This window comes from Corynebacterium canis, from assembly GCF_030408595.1.
In the GTDB taxonomy this organism is placed as follows: domain Bacteria; phylum Actinomycetota; class Actinomycetes; order Mycobacteriales; family Mycobacteriaceae; genus Corynebacterium; species Corynebacterium canis.
In genome coordinates, this window is the sequence record NZ_CP047080.1 from 53137 (window position 1) to 67901 (window position 14765).

14 protein-coding genes are annotated in these 14765 nt (G+C 58.8%); 8 read left to right on the forward strand and 6 right to left on the reverse strand.

Going from position 1 to position 14765, the window contains the following annotated elements; all coding sequences use genetic code 11:
• Nucleotides 1-800 precede the first annotated feature (800 nt).
• The 5 genes from CCANI_RS00255 (at nucleotide 801) to CCANI_RS00275 (ending at nucleotide 4070) form a co-directional block, all read left to right on the forward strand.
• Nucleotides 801-1415 carry a DNA-3-methyladenine glycosylase I gene (locus CCANI_RS00255; RefSeq protein WP_146325753.1) on the forward strand — a complete coding sequence of 205 codons (615 nt, stop codon included), beginning with the start codon at nucleotides 801-803 and terminating at the stop codon, nucleotides 1413-1415.
• A 16-nt stretch (nucleotides 1416-1431) separates the two neighbouring features.
• A complete protein-coding gene (locus CCANI_RS00260; RefSeq protein ID WP_146325746.1) occupies nucleotides 1432-2139 on the forward strand; it encodes an SDR family NAD(P)-dependent oxidoreductase in 708 nt (235 codons plus the stop codon).
• Between the two features lie 38 nt (nucleotides 2140-2177).
• Nucleotides 2178-2822 (forward strand): LysE family translocator, encoded by a 645-nt coding sequence (locus CCANI_RS00265; RefSeq protein WP_146325747.1) that lies wholly within the window; start codon nucleotides 2178-2180, stop codon nucleotides 2820-2822.
• Between the two features lie 139 nt (nucleotides 2823-2961).
• Nucleotides 2962-3255 (forward strand): RNA-binding S4 domain-containing protein, encoded by a 294-nt coding sequence (locus CCANI_RS00270; RefSeq protein ID WP_146325748.1) that lies wholly within the window; start codon nucleotides 2962-2964, stop codon nucleotides 3253-3255.
• Entirely contained in the window at nucleotides 3255-4070 is an 816-nt protein-coding gene (locus CCANI_RS00275) for a VOC family protein (RefSeq protein ID WP_146325749.1), read from the forward strand. Before CCANI_RS00270 ends, CCANI_RS00275 begins: the two co-directional genes overlap by 1 nt.
• Before the next feature lie 17 nt (nucleotides 4071-4087).
• Here the strand turns inward: CCANI_RS00275 and CCANI_RS00280 are convergent, their stop codons facing one another.
• The 3 genes from CCANI_RS00280 to CCANI_RS13545 form a co-directional block, all read right to left on the reverse strand.
• The gene (locus tag CCANI_RS00280; RefSeq protein WP_146325750.1) at nucleotides 4088-4921 is read right to left on the reverse strand and encodes an alpha/beta hydrolase; all 834 of its coding nucleotides are present in this window, start codon (nucleotides 4919-4921) and stop codon (nucleotides 4088-4090) included.
• Nucleotides 4922-5080: 159 nt separating this feature from the next.
• Complete coding sequence (locus tag CCANI_RS00285) at nucleotides 5081-7702, reverse strand: FtsX-like permease family protein (RefSeq protein ID WP_146325751.1); 2622 nt, start codon at nucleotides 7700-7702, stop codon at nucleotides 5081-5083.
• Nucleotides 7703-7745: 43 nt separating this feature from the next.
• Entirely contained in the window at nucleotides 7746-8231 is a 486-nt protein-coding gene (locus tag CCANI_RS13545) for an ATP-binding cassette domain-containing protein (protein WP_353959412.1), read from the reverse strand.
• On the opposite strand from CCANI_RS13545, the gene CCANI_RS00295 reads away from it, so the two are divergent.
• Entirely contained in the window at nucleotides 8145-9770 is a 1626-nt protein-coding gene (locus CCANI_RS00295; protein ID WP_290210782.1) for an IS1634 family transposase, read from the forward strand. The genes CCANI_RS13545 and CCANI_RS00295 overlap by 87 nt on opposite strands.
• On the opposite strand, the gene CCANI_RS00300 is transcribed toward CCANI_RS00295, so the two are convergent.
• Both CCANI_RS00300 and CCANI_RS00305 read right to left on the reverse strand, forming a co-directional pair.
• On the reverse strand, nucleotides 9754-10278 hold the full coding sequence (locus CCANI_RS00300; protein WP_146325766.1) for an ABC transporter ATP-binding protein: 525 nt from the start codon (nucleotides 10276-10278) through the stop codon (nucleotides 9754-9756). The genes CCANI_RS00295 and CCANI_RS00300 overlap by 17 nt on opposite strands.
• Nucleotides 10275-10805 carry a PadR family transcriptional regulator gene (locus CCANI_RS00305; RefSeq protein ID WP_146325767.1) on the reverse strand — a complete coding sequence of 177 codons (531 nt, stop codon included), beginning with the start codon at nucleotides 10803-10805 and terminating at the stop codon, nucleotides 10275-10277. Before CCANI_RS00305 ends, CCANI_RS00300 begins: the two co-directional genes overlap by 4 nt.
• A gap of 138 nt (nucleotides 10806-10943) precedes the next feature.
• On the opposite strand from CCANI_RS00305, the gene CCANI_RS00310 reads away from it, so the two are divergent.
• Nucleotides 10944-11108 (forward strand): antitoxin, encoded by a 165-nt coding sequence (locus tag CCANI_RS00310; protein ID WP_146325768.1) that lies wholly within the window; start codon nucleotides 10944-10946, stop codon nucleotides 11106-11108.
• Between the two features lie 27 nt (nucleotides 11109-11135).
• Here the strand turns inward: CCANI_RS00310 and CCANI_RS00315 are convergent, their stop codons facing one another.
• On the reverse strand, nucleotides 11136-13064 hold the full coding sequence (locus CCANI_RS00315) for a M13 family metallopeptidase (protein ID WP_146325769.1): 1929 nt from the start codon (nucleotides 13062-13064) through the stop codon (nucleotides 11136-11138).
• 253 nt (nucleotides 13065-13317) lie between these two features.
• On the opposite strand from CCANI_RS00315, the gene CCANI_RS00320 reads away from it, so the two are divergent.
• On the forward strand, nucleotides 13318-14403 hold the full coding sequence (locus CCANI_RS00320) for a glycoside hydrolase family 25 protein (protein ID WP_246118323.1): 1086 nt from the start codon (nucleotides 13318-13320) through the stop codon (nucleotides 14401-14403).
• Nucleotides 14404-14765 lie beyond the last annotated feature (362 nt).

A 14765-nucleotide genomic window follows, 5' to 3' on the forward strand; every position in this document is an offset into this window, starting at 1 on the left:
AGCCCCAGGTCGGCGGTTGCGTGCAACTAATCGCGGCGCCGGTGAGGCGCGGGCGACGAGGCTGGTTGCACGCAACCTATCGGTGGTGAAGTGGTTTGGGCGCCGGAATCGGCCAATGGTTTTGCGCGCTCAGGCTGATTTGACATGCAGGCCGCCGCGCGGTGGCATTTCCGCAGGACGCCGAACTTGCCGTGTTAGATCTGCCTGAGGCAGATCCGGTGAAGGGGGGTCGTTCGAGAAAGTTCAATCTTGTCCGTGCTTCGTGGCCGTGCCAACAGCTTGCCCTGATAGGTTGTGTGCAGCCGTTGACCTGCGATCGTCCTGAATTTCTTCATTGGGCGCCTCAACGAAGAATAAAAAGACGATCTGCAGCGTTTTCGGCCCAGATTCGTCCTGGATTTCTTCGTTGGGGCCTCGAATGAAGAATAGAAAGACCAGCCCCAGGTCGGCGGTTGCGCACAACCTATCGGCGACCCAGGCGGTTGTGCACAACCTATCGCCGGTGTGATGTGGAGGGGTTGAAGCAGCTGCCGAGCTTCGCACTCAGGCAGATTCGACATGCCGGGGCGTTCGGAGGGGTGTTTCCGCAGGTGGGCAAACCAGCCGTGTTAGATCTACCTGAGGCAGATCCGGCAACAATCCACCTCCGGCGCTTTCATTGCAGGCTGAACCTATAGCCTAAGTTTTTGGGGGCTACGTTTCTGGTGCACGGAGTTGTAGGCTGGAACCGCGATTGCTACGCGCACTTCCGCGCGGAAATGTGAGGGGACAGACACACCAAGATGAATGACGCCGTACCCATGCTTATCGACGCTCAGCTCCCAGCGCTCGGCCTTACCCGCGGCGTCGATGGCCGCATCCGCCCCACCTGGGCGGAGAGCAATGATCAGATGCGCGAATACTATGACTACGAATGGGGCCGCGAGGTCCGCGACGAACAGGGCCTCTTGGAGCGCGTGTGCCTTGAAGGTTTTCAGGCGGGGTTGTCCTGGAACCTGGTGCTGCAGAAACGCGCGGCGCTTCGGGAGGCGTTTTATTTCTTCGACCCAGATGCGGTGGCGGCGATGTCGGAGGCGGAGATCGTGGAGCTTGCCCAGCGCCCCGAGCTGATCCGCAATAACCGGAAGCTGATGGCGGCGGTGGGTAATGCGGCGGCCACGGTGGCGCTGCGCGAGGATGTGGGCCTTTCGGAATTATTGTGGTCGTTTCAGCCGGAGGACTGGCAGGTGCCGGAGGATATGGCGCATATGCCGAACCAAACCCCTGAATCGGTAGCCATGGCGAAGGAATTGAAGCGCCGCGGTTTTTCCTATGTGGGCCCGGTGACCTGTTTCGCTTTGATGCAGGCGGTGGGCATGGTGGATTGTCGGATCCCGGGCAGTTCGCCGTTATTGGATCCGCCGGAGGTCGGCTGAGCGTAATCTGGAGCACATGAAGGAACGCATTGCAGTAGTAACCGGCGCGTCCAGTGGTATTGGGTGGGCCACGGCTGAGGCGCTTGCCGCCGATGGTTGGCACGTGGTGTGCGCCGCCCGCCGCACCGAGCGAATTGCCGTGCTTGCGGCGAAGATTCAGGGCACCGCCATCACCCTTGACGTTACTGACGACGCCTCCGTTGCGGCGTTTGCGGAACAGTTGCCGCGCGTGGACCTCCTGGTGAACAATGCCGGCGGTGCGAAGGGATTGGATGCGGTCGCGGAGGCGGACCTGGAGCAATGGCAATGGATGTATGACACGAATGTGCTTGGCACCGTGCGGGTGACCAAGGCCCTGTTGCCTAAGCTGCTGGAGGCGGAGGGGCAGATTATTAATATTGGTTCGGTGGCGGCCCACGTTCCTTATATTGGGGGCGCGGGATATAACGCCGCTAAGCACGGTGTTGCCGCATTGACCAGGGTTTTGCGCCTGGAAACCGCCGATCTGCCGCTGCGGGTGTGCGAGATTGATCCGGGGCGGGTGCATACCGAAGAGTTCTCGCTGGTCCGTTTCGGTGGGGACGCCGAGAAGGCCGCCAAGGTGTACGAGGGCAACTTGAGCCTTACCGCTGCGGATATCGCGGAAGCGGTGCGCTGGGTCGCGTCCTGCCCGAAACACGTCAATATCGATACCATGCGCATCATGCCCACGGACCAGGTGTAGCAAGGTTGTTCGGTTGCGGGGGTTGTTAAGTTGAAACGATGGAGCTTTCAACCCTTACGGCATTGATTTCGGTATGGCTGGCGGCCATCGCCAGCCCCGGGCCCGATGTGGTGCAGATCCTGCGCTTGGGCTCGCGAAGCAGGGCCGATGGCGTGGCATGCGCGCTGGGGATCATGATCGGCAATACTGGGTGGATTCTTGGCAGCCTCTTGGGCATTTCGGCGCTGGTAAACGCCTATCCGATCGTGTTAACGGTGCTGAAACTGGTAGGCGGCGGCTACCTTTTGTGGATCGGCACCAGCGCGATACGTGCGGGTGTTCGAGCGTGGGGCGAACCGGTGGTGGTGCCCGGCGGTGGGGTTGGCGGGGCGGTGGGGGACTGGGGGGCGTCGATACGCGTGGGGGTGCTTACAAACCTTTCGAACCCGAAAGCGATCCTGTTTTTCGGGGCGGTATTCGCGCAATTTGTGGAGCCGGGGATGGGGGCGTGGGTGTCGGCGATGATCGCCGCGGTGCTGATTATTACGGGGCTCGCGTGGTTTATCGGTGTGGCGCTGGTGGTGCAGCGGGCCGCGGGAATGCTGCAGCGGCGGGCCTATGTGATCGAGTTGGCGTCCGGCGCGGTGTTTGTGATCCTCGGCCTCGTGATGGTGTACGGAGGAATGGGTGAACTGGCCAGCTAGTGGGTTTCTGAAACGCAACAGTGTGCGCAACATAACAGACCCTATCGAGGAAGCTTTTTGCACTACATATTTTGGTTGCGCCGAGGCTAATGCGGGGTCTTGAGCGCGGAGTGAACCCAAAACGCATACACTTATCTTTATGACGAAACCTTTTGATGTTGTCGTCCATGACGCGACAATTAAGCTCGGCCAGTTTATTAAACTGGCCAGTCTTGTTGAGACTGGGGGTGAAGCCAAAAGGGTGATTGCCGAAGGTCAAGTGTTGGTCAATGGCGTGGTGGATACCCGCCGCGGAAAGACGCTGCATGACGGCGACATTGTGACGATAGCCGGGATGTCTGCACGTGTGAGCGCCCAGGACGACGACGAAGATTTCTTCGATGAAGCAACAGCGAACGATGATTTCGACTATAAGAAGTGGATGGACATGTAATGCCTGCATTTATGGCTGAGGGCGGTATGCCGTATTGGATTGACCTTATTACTTCCGATGTGCGTCGTGCCGCGCATTTTTATAATCAATTACTTGACTGGGAATTCGAAGAGACCGCGCCTGGGTATCGTTTGGCGCGCGTTCAAGGCCTGCCCGTGGCGGCCATTGTGGAAAAGCCTAGTGAGGAGCAATTGCCGGACACCTGGGTGACGCACTTCCTAGCGGACAACCTGGATGCGGAAGTGGAAAAGGCCAGCGAATTGGGTGCCAGAGTGCTCACGGAGCCTTCGGAGATTTCCTTCGGGCGGATGGCGGTGCTGGTGGACCCCTCCGGCGCGCTGTTCGGGCTCATCGAACCGGCTAGCGAGGAGGCGTTTATCGCCGCCGGGGAGCCGGGCACACCCGTGTGGCACGAATTAACCTGCACCGCCGCGTACGACGCCGCCTGCAAGTTCTATAGAGGTTTGTTTGGGTGGACCACCCACGAAATGGACGGCTTCCCGTACACCACCGCGCTTGTCGACGGCTCGCCATTTGCCGGGATTTGGAACGCGCAACCGAACTTCCCGCCGAAGATGCCATCGTTTTGGCAGACCTTCCTGGGTGTGGCAGATGTGGAAGAAGTAGTGGCCAAGGTGGGGGAACTCGGTGGAAAGGTGATCCGCGAACCGTGGGATTCCGAGTTCGGCCACATGGTGATTATCGCCGATTCGACCGGTGCAACCGTGACGCTGGCCAAAGTGGATCCGCCCGTGGAAGAGGCCCACGAATCGGATCCATTGGAGGGCATTGACCTCAGCCAATTCGGCGTGTAGCGCTCCCCGTTACGGCATTACTCCGCGGTGCGGAGGGATTCCGCGACGTCTCGCACGCGTTGCCGAGCCACCTCCGGGGTGGAAATAAGATGTTCGGACACGTATTCGCGCACCTCGGCCACGCGTTCCGCGGCTTCCCAGCGCTGCACCGTGGTGTCTTGCAAGCCCACCTGGATGAGCGTGCGTGGCCAATTGTCCGGCGTTGGCAGCGTTGCGTTGATGGCGGCGGCGTCGAATTGGGGGCGGGTGAGCAGCAGGGCGTCGACAAGCGGGGAAGCGAGCACCGCCAGCGCGGCACCGGCGGAGGCTCCCCACGCGGTGACATGCGTTGCCTCTTGGGCCCGGGTATAGTGAATCGCGGCCTCGATCGCGCCCATCATTTCCGCCGTCGATGCAGGTAGCAGGGGGTAATCTACGTCCACAATGGTGGTGCCGGACAACTCCGCAGCCGCCGCCACCTCGGGCCGCCACGCGTTATCGAGGGCGATGCCGGCACCGCGCCGAAACGCCCCGCCGTGCAGGCTTACCGCCCACCGGCCTGTGGGGTTGCTTGGGGTGAATCGCGCGGCCCGCAGCTCCGGCAACGCCAGCACGGAAACGTTGCCGGTAAACGCGACCCCCGGCATGGAATGGTCCAATGCCGAGCCGAGTACCAGCATGGATGCGTGCGTGAGGCGGTCCGGCAGCATGGCAACCCACCGGTCAATGTCGGCGTCCTCAGTCGGGCGCGGGTAGTGTTCGTTGATGTACCAGGAAAGCTGGGCGAGCTGCTCTTCGGGAGACAGGCCCGCCTCGTTGCCGCCGATATGGAAATCGCGGTCGGTTGTATCGTCATGAACTACGTCACTCATGCCCTCACTGTAACCGTTTCCGGCGCGCAAAAAGCAGCAAGTGGCGAACAATATAGGCAGCAAAACTACTATAAATGGTTACCTATAAACCGAACACCCCGCCGAGCCGCGCCGAGCGAGTCGCTGGCGGGAGGCGGGGCGTTGGCGGCGTGGTGGTGATCAGGTTACGCGCCGCCTGCCGGTGGTCGCCGCATGAGCCCGGGCACCGAACACCAGTCCGGTTAGCCAGGAGAGCGCGGGCACCAGCACCAACACCACGGCGATAAACGCCCAAGGCAAACCGGAGAAATCGGACCAGGAATCAAAGTGCACTGCGGAAACCAGCGCCAAATACACTGCGTACACGGTGCCGGCGAGGGTGCCCAACAACCCCACGACCAGCCCTTGCGCACCCGAGTAACGGCGCACCAAGCTTTGCGACGCCCCGAGCGCCACCATCGTCTCCGTGTCTCGCCGTGATTCCGCCGCGGCGAGCAAAATCACCAACAGGATCACGCTGAGCGTCAACCAGAGCGCGGCAAAGAACGGGAAGGACAGGAAGGCCAGCGTGGAGGCGTGCGCCGTGTCAATCTGGAATACCGTGGCGTGCGGGATCACTTGGGGGTTGTAATCGATCTTAAAGCTTTCCACCATGCTGAACGGCTCGTCGCGGGAAATGCGGGTCTCTTCGTAGTAGGTTTTTAGGCCCATTTCTTCGACCATCTCCGGCGTGATCAGCACGTAAACCCAGGCCGGGGCTTCGCCGTCGGGGTTGAGCACTTCGGCTTTGAAATCGTGCGATTTCTCCTCCTCTTGGCCGGTGGTCTTTTCAAATTCCCTTTCGTAGTCTCGGGCCTCGGTCACGCCAATTGTTACCTTGCCGTCAGTGAGCGCCTCGCTGTAATTGACCACGGCCTTGCCGTCCCGCAGCGCCGCCGCGGCCCTGGCCCCGTCCGAGGTGGAGAAGTCGTTGGGTTGCAATCGCGCCAATAACTCCGGGGCGTTGGGGTCGACCACATACACGCTGGTGTCATACCAGCTCGGATTGGGGTACCCGAGTGCGCTGAAATCCGACCGGTACGAGGTGCCCGATTCCGTGGCTACGCCTTGTGGCAATACGGCAAACAGGACCGGATTGGATACCGTATCGGGGTTGTACACCCCATAGGTATCGGTGCGCATATTCAGGCCATATTCGGAAGACAATTCGCTGATGTGCTTATCAAAGGGCGCGGAGGTCAGCGAACGGCCTTGAGTTTGAATGGTCAGGGCGACGTTGCGCGGGCTAGTTTCCCCTGACGGGGTAATGCTAAACACGCTGAGCGTGATCGCGATAAGGATCGTGCCGGTGACCGCCGCGACCGCAGGGACCGTCCGCTGGTAATTTCGCACCGCATCCCGGGTGGCCATGCGCGCGGAAAGCGGCAGGTAGGTCGCCGCCTTCTCCGCCAGCAGCACGAGGCTCGTGGTGCCGATGATCGCGGCGATGGAGGCGATAACCAGCCATAGCTCGCTGGGAAGCACCCAGCTGGTAACTACCCCGATACCGGCCAGGAGCGCAACGATCGGCGCAATGATGTGGCGTTTTTTCATGCGGCGCATGCGCGTGGACATTCCCTCATTGAGCGCTTGAATTGGGTCGAGCTTGGCTGTGGTGATCGCAGGGATGACCGCCGCCGCGACGGCGCAGGCGATGGATACGAACAACAGTACAAGGGCCACGTCCCACGGCCAGATCAATGTGCCACTGTTTTCTTGGAGCAACGAGGCAGCAAAGTTCATGGTGAGGGAGCCAACGATGCCAAACACGGCTCCGATCAGGCCGACGATCACGCCTTCGGCGATCATAATGGCGAACAGGTCCGAGGGGGCAGCGCCCGAGGCCGATAACAATCCCAAGGTGGTGAGTTTGCGGCGGGCCGAAACCGCAAACACGGGGCCGATAATGCAAGCGATAAACAGCAGCAACAGCGTGGAAACGCTGATCATTGTGATGGCCTCGGTGAAGCTAATGCCACTTGCGAAGACGTTATACAAAATGGGTTCGGTGACCAGTTGGTCTTCGCTGGAGGTCTGGAATTCAACTCCCTGGGTGTTGGGATGATGGTCCACAACTTCACTGGATACCCATGAAATCGAAGCGTTGGCCGGGAATTTATCACCCTTGATGTCCTTGTAGTCCGGCACCTCAAGTGGCACGTCATCGATATTGATCACGTTGGTGTAGCCGGTGGTGACTTCAATCACGCGAAGCTTAACGCTCTGGTCACTCTGAGTCACGGTGACCTGGTCACCGACACCGGCCCCGGTGACAAAGCTCGTCTCCTCGCTGAGGATGATTTCCCCGGGATTCGGCAGCTTAGTTTCGTTTCTATGCGTGCCTGGTTGGAGCACATTGATCATGGGTAATGCCGTCGAGTCGGAATCGCCCTTGACCTCGGCCGAAAACTGGAATTCCGGTTTAAAGCTGGCGGCGAGTTCGGCATCACCACCTAGTGCGGCTTTGATGCGCTCTATGTCCGGGGTGTCGGCAAGCTTTTCCGCATCACTTCGGGCGATGCAAAAGCCGTCATCGCTGGGCTGTTCCGCGTCCGTACAAACATGGTTGGTAACCCAAGCGCTCGATATGGGTTCGTTGCTGTGGGGATACGGGCGTTGATCGAATCCCAGACTGAAGCCAGTGCCGAGCCCCAAGATAAACAGCAACGGTAACGAAAACAGCACCACCGCGAAACCTGTGCGTGCCTTGTGGTTCCTAATGTCCCGCCAGGCTAGGCGGAATGCGAGAAGCAAGCGATTCATTGCACTTTCCTAAGACTGCTGTTTGGTGAAAGAACAAAGCGGCTCATTGGGAGGCGCTTTCGATATGCCCGTCGCGGAGGTACACCACGCGGTCCGCATAGGCCGCGAAGCGGGGCTCATGGGTGACCAAGAGCCCGGCGGCCCCCATATCGACCCGAGTGCGGAGCAATTGCAGCACCGATTCCCCGGTGGTGGTGTCGAGGGCGCCGGTGGGTTCATCCGCGAGAATCAGCCGCCGCTCGCCCACAAGGGCGCGCGCGATGGCCGCCCGCTGGCGTTGGCCACCCCTGACTTCCACAACTGTTTTGCGGATTTTTGGGTGGAATGTTTCTGACCTTGGGGTTTGTTGTTTTGGAAGTGCGTTTTGGGGGACTAGGTGCCTGGTTGGTGATAGCGTCATTGGGTGGCTTACATTAAGTATTCGCGGACTACCTCTGGTGGGGTGAGTGTTCAAGTTGTGCGCAAAGTCCGTGGCCGCACCGTTGTGTTGTCCCATGTGGGTACTGCTCATGATGATCTGACTTTGCATGCGTTAATTGACAAGGCAGAGGAATTTATGGGTTTAGACGCACAGATGAGTCTGGATATCGGCATTGATGTGCCAGTTCGTGCGCGTCCATCGATGGTGGATATCTCTAACTACCTGGAATCGGCCTCGGACAAGCAACTCGAGCTGTTAGTTGAACGCGGTGCTGATTCGACGGTTCTCCGCGATCCGCCCCGCGCTCAACGCGCGCCTGTGGCTGAGTCTAATTTTCCGGCCTCGCCACGGGTGATTTCATCTCCGGCCAGGTTGATCTGGGATGTGCTAGCCATGGTTTACCAACAGCTTGGCTTTGCCTCGTTACATGATGAAGCGTTTATGTCCACGGTGATAGCACGTGTGGTTAAACCCACCTCGAAGGCTCAGGTGCCTGAGGTTTTAGCGAGTATGGGCAGATGTGCGCCGCATGAAAACACCATCTACAACGCACTCAAGCGATGCCACGAACGCGACTATAAAAAGATAATTTCGGCCAAATGTCACGAGTATGTGCGCACCAATCATCAGGTAACCATGGTGCTGTACGACGTGACTACTTTGTATTTTGAAACCTCAAAAGAAGACGAGCTGCGTAAGATCGGGATGAGCAAAGAGCGTCGCGTTGATCCTCAAATCGTCGTGGGGTTGATTACTGATAATCTGGGATTTCCACTGCATGTGGACTTTTTTCATGGCAAGACTGCGGAAACCACCACGCTGATCCCGATGCTTGAGGCCTATCGCAATGCCCACGATTTGGAATCATTGACAGTAGTTGCTGATGCCGCGATGCTATCGGCAACTAATCTTGATGAGCTTGATGCTGCAGGGATTAACTACATCGTGGCCGACCGGCTAAAAAAAGCCCCTCACGCGGTGACTATCTCCGATGATGACATGGCGGCGTGGTCGAAGAAAACGGACACATACGAAATTGTCGAAACCACCAAAACTATGGGCAAAGCAGGCAATGCGGTCACTCGCCGAGTGGTAGTAGGTTTTAGTCCAAAGCGCTACAAGTACGACACGTTCACGCTACAAAAACAAAAAGAAAAAGCTCAAGCAACCGTCGCAGGCAAGGCAGCTACTCGGTTGCCACGGTTTGTATCAAGGAACAAAGACACGCTGAGGATCAACGAGAGTGCGTTCGATAAGGCGCTCGCTCTTGCCGGATGGAAAGGCTACGTTACCAACCTGGATAAAGACCAAGTCGCAGGTAGTGAGGTAATTAGTCTCTACCACGAGCTCCACCACATTGAAAACGCGTTCCGGATGGCGAAAACAGACTTGCAAGCCCGGCCAATTTTTCATCGCACTGAAGATGCCATCCAAGCGCATCTCACCATCGTGCTGGCTGCTTTAGCAATGTCAAAACACATTTACCTCACCTGCCAGATAACCACTCCGAAACTTGTCGCGACCCTCAGTCAGTACCGACACGCACTCGTCGAAACCGGCAAGCACCGATACGAAATCCCACCCCAGCTCACACCCGAAATCGAAGAAAAAATCAACCAGCTAAAAAACTTCAAACCGGGGGACTAGGGCAAATTGTGGAACTCAGGACAAGGGCGCGCGCGATGGCCGCCCGCTGGCGTTGGCCACCGGAAACTTCGGAGGGGTACCGGTCCGCGATTTCCGCGAGCCCGATCTCCTGCAACGCTTCCACCGCATGCGTGCGTGCCTGGCTGCGCGGCATATTGCCAAGCTCCAGCGGCAATGCCACGTTTTCGGCCACCGTGAGGGTGGGAATGAGGTTGAAGTCTTGGAAAACGATGCCGACATGTTCGCGGCGAATCTTGGCGCGCATCGGTGCCTTGAATTCGGATACATCGATGCCGTCGATAAGCACGCGGCCCTCGGTGGGTGTATCAAGGGTGCCAGCAACATTGAGGAGCGTGGATTTACCCGCACCGGAAGGCCCCATAATGGCCACCAATTCGCCATATTCGACCGTGAGGTCTACATGATCCAGCGCCAGTATCTTGTTCGGACCATCGTGGTGAACACGGGTGACTTGGTCAAGCACAAGCGCGGGCTGTGGAGTGGTCATTTGGCGTTCTCCTTCGGAGGGCTCAGGGTTTCAATATGGTTTAACCAGCGGGCTTCCGCTTCAAGGTCAAAGATGCGGCGCTCTAGAAGCAGGCGTTGCGCACTTTGTTCCGGGGGCGTGGTCGCCTTGAGCTTTGTAATGGCACGTAATTCGGTCATCGCCGCTTCGCGTTGCTTTTGGATCAGCTCCGTGAGGTTCGCGCCAACAAGCGCGGCCATAGCCACCTTGATCACGAGTTCATCGCGGTCGTCGCGGCTTTTTATGGTGGGGGAGAGCCACCACTGCACCAGGGCATGCTTGCCTTCTTCGGTGATTTGATAGATCTCTGCATTGCGGCCGGCGGTGCCGGAATCCGTGCCGATATGTTCGATGAGCCCATCGCGGTTCAGGCGTTGCATGGTCTGATACACCTGTCCGACGTTGATGGGCCATGTGTTTGCTGTGCGTGATTCAAAGGTTTGTCGCAGCTGGCCGACCCCGCAGGGCTGCTGGCTCAACAAACTCAGGAGCGCGTACTTAATGGACATCCCAAAATTCCTTCAGTAGTTACCTAGTAACTTACTGAATAAGTTACCGGGTAACTTAAGAAAAGGCAAGGGGTCCGCGCGCCCGCCCGCAAGGCGCTATACGATGGGAGAACCCGCTACATAAACCAAGGAGAAACAGTGAGTTTCATTCAAAAGGCAAAGGACTACGCCAAGGCCAATCCGCAAAAATTCGACCAAGCCGTGGAAACCGTCGGTGACCTGGTGGATAAAAAGACGGGCGGCAAGTACGCGGCGGCCGTGGACAAGGCGCAAGAAGTGGTAAAAACCCAGCTGAAAAAGTGACACCCCCCGATCGGCCCCGCCCGCACACTACCAGATGGTAACCCGCTGATCGGGCTCGATCCACATGTTCCCATCGGGGTCCACATCGAACGCCTCGTAGAATTCCGCGACGTTACCGCAGATGATATTGCAGCGGAATTCCGCAGGTGAGTGCGGGTCGGTGGCAAGATACTTCCGGGCCAACTCTTCCCGGATAGCCGTGCGCCAGATCCGCGCCCAAGAGATAAACAGGCGCTGCAGCGCGGTGTATTGAACGCCCACCATTGCGGGGTCGGAACCATCCGTGGGCACCTCGGCGCTTTCGGCGGTAGCGAAATCCAGCCCGCGATCGGCAAGGTAGCGGCGATACGCCACCACCGCGATGCCCAAACCGCCGAGATCGCCAATGTTTTCCCCAAGGGTAAACTCGCCGTTCACGCCGGTGGAATCGGTACCGGCGAGCACCGCGGGCACCTGCCCCTGGAACTGGGACACGAGCTTAGCTGTCAGCTCCTCGAACGCCGCGCGATCCTGGTCGTCCCACCAAGAATTGATATTGCCGTCGCCATCGTAGTGGCTGCCCTGATCGTCGAATCCGTGTCCGATCTCGTGGCCGATCACCGCGCCGATAGCGCCGAAATTCGTGGCGGCATCGCCACCGGCGGTATAGAACGGTGGCCGCAAGATAGCCGCCGGGAAGGTGATGTCATTGACCACGGGGTTATAGAACGCATTTACTACCTGCGGCGTGGTCACCCACTCGTCGCGGTCCACCGGCTTACCCAATCTTGCCAGCTCGTAATCGTGGAGATACGCCATTCCGGCGCGCACATTAGCCACCAAGTCCGCGCCATTCGGGGAAAACGATAGCCCCTCGTAGGAACGCCATTTATCCGGGTACCCGATCTTCGCCTTAAATTTGGCCAGCTTTTCCAACGCCTTTTCGCGCGTGGCGGGGGTCATCCACGGCAGGTTGCTGATGCGCTCGCGATACGCCTGCAGCAGGTAGTCGACCAATTCCAGCATTTCGGACTTGGCCTCCGGCGGGAAGTGGCGCTCCACGAACACCTGTCCGATTTCCTCACCGACGACGGAAGCGGCGAGTTCGATGCCGCGCTTCCACAACGCGCGCTGTTCCGTGGCGCCGGACAGCTTCGCCTCATAAAATTCGAAATCCGCCAACGAGATTTCCGGGGTGAGGTAGCCGGCGCGGGATTGCAGGATGTTCCACGCGGCAAGCAGCTTCCAATCGGCCAAACGTTCGGGCGTGACCAGGGTTTCCAAATGATCCACATAGGAGGGCATCATCGTGATCACGCGCCCAGCGTCCACCCGCGCACCATCCAAAAACGCCCTGGTCACCGGCGGCAATGCGCGATCCGGGTTGTACGTCTTCACCGCGTCGCGGGTCGCAACCACGTCCCAATGCCCAGCCGCGATTTCCGTTTCCAGCGCGACGATCCGTTCCGCAGCCTCGCTTATCGACGCCCCGCCCAACCGCTCCGCAGGCAAGAACCCGAGCATGCGCTCAACGTGGCCACGGTAGGCGGCGAGAGTCTCGGCGTGTTCGGGGGCGCGATAGTACGCTTCATCGGGCAGGCCGATGCCGGCCTGGAAAAGATACAGTGCAACATCATCGCCGCCGGCGTCCTTGGCGACCCAAAAGCCCAAAGGACCGGACACCCCGAGGCGGTCGAGTTGGCCGCACGCGTGGGCGAATTCGGTGGGTGAGGTCGCGGCGTCGATAAGCGCAAAATCTTCGTGCAGAGGTTCGATTCCGGCGGCGGTGACGCCAGGGATGTCCGTAAAGGAACGGAACAGATCGGTGGCGCGGCCCGAGCCGGATTCCACGATTTCGCGGACGTCGCGCTCGGCCTGGTCCCGCAGCTGATGGAAAACCCCGTCGATGCCACGGTCGGCGGGAATGGTGTGCGTATCTATCCAAGGCCCATTGACAAGGCGGTAAAGGTCTTTCATGACCCCCAACAATAAACGAATAAGGCGTGGCGGAGTTCGCGGGCGGCGCCGAGGTCTGACGTTTTTGGCTGGTGTGGCGAATATCACATTGAATTGGTATTAGATCTACTATTCGAATAAAACTCCAAACCTGCTGGTGAAAAACTCTTACAACGGTGTGATTTTCGCATCACTTGGAGGCGGCCGAGGATGGTTCGCGTGTTACGCGTGTTAATACTGTGATTGGAGTGATCTGTGGGGTAGATTCAGCTTCATGATGTTTTCCCCAAAAGTCCTCACACGTAATGTTGCTGTGCTGTTTACAGCAATTGCACTCGTGATCACATTTGTCACCACCCCGAAAGCACAGGCGATCGACCCCGACGCCCCCTCGGGCATCGACGTGTCGAGCTGGCAGCACCCCGGTGGAGAAGGCATCAACTGGAACTCAGTGAAAACCGATGGCCACTCCTACGCGTTTATCAAAGCGACCGAAGGAATCAACTACCTCAACCCCCACTTCGCCTCCGACAGCCGACAGGCCATGGACGCCGGGTTGATCATCGGCAGCTACCACCTCGGGCGACCCGCCGTCAGTGCCACCGCGCAAGCCGCCGCCTATGCGACAACCTTGGCAAGCCAACCCCAGCCCTCGCTCCCGCCGGTCCTGGATATCGAATACAACGACGGTGTCGGGCCCGAGCAAATGCAAGCGTGGGTGCGAGAGTTTGTCACCGAGATCGAGGTGCTTACCGGGCGCAAACCCATCATCTATACCTACCGTTACTTCTGGGAACAGCAGATGGGCGACACCACCGAGTTCAAGGACTACCCGCTGTGGCTCGCGGCCTACCAAAACACCGCGCCCACAACCCTGCCTGGTGGGTGGGATCATATGTCATTCTGGCAGCGGACCGGTAGCGGCCGGGTATCCGGAATCAATTACGACACCGACCTCAACCTCTTCAACGGCAACGAGGCACAACTCGATGCCTTTGTGCGCGGCAACTATGTTCAGCTGGGCAATATCATTAACCCGTCGCTGAAGCTAGATAAATTGCCCAGCCTGGAAGTGCTGTCCAAGGAAAATCCCGAGCTGGTGAAAGTGATCCTCGGTGCCGCAGCGGGAGCCGTCGCCGTCGGTGCCATCGTGCAAGCCGCCCGCAACGCCGGATTTGATACTCGGCCGGCCGAGCAACTTGCCAAAATCGTGGAAGAACAGCTTTCCAGCGGCGAACTCCCCGTGCACGACCTAGAAATCATGGTGGATAAATCCAAATACACCATCGGAGACCTGATCAAACTACTTGAAGCCGTCCAAGCCCGCCAAGCCGAAATCGAACAGCAGGCGCAGGTTTAGAAAGACCCCTTGGTAAGGGAATGAAGCGTGTCGCAGCACTTGGGGAAGGTGCTGCGGCACGCTTTGTGCTGGTGGGGGTGGTTTCATTCACCCCTGCTGGTGTATTTGGGTTTGTGGTCAAGCTCATAGTGTTTTCTGCTGTGGGCTTCAGTGTGTTGTTTGATGGTTTTTGGTCCCTAGTGCGCTGTTGGTGCGCCTGGGGGCGTGTGGCGGATGCTGGTGGGTGTGGTGGGTGTGCTACACCATGGTCTGGGTGTGGGCAAGGGTTGTGTTGCCCACCGCGGGTCTGGGTGTTGTTTTGCCTGTTCAGGAGGGGTGTGGTGGGGGTGGTGTTCCGGTTGTGTTCAAGGTGTTGTGCGTGG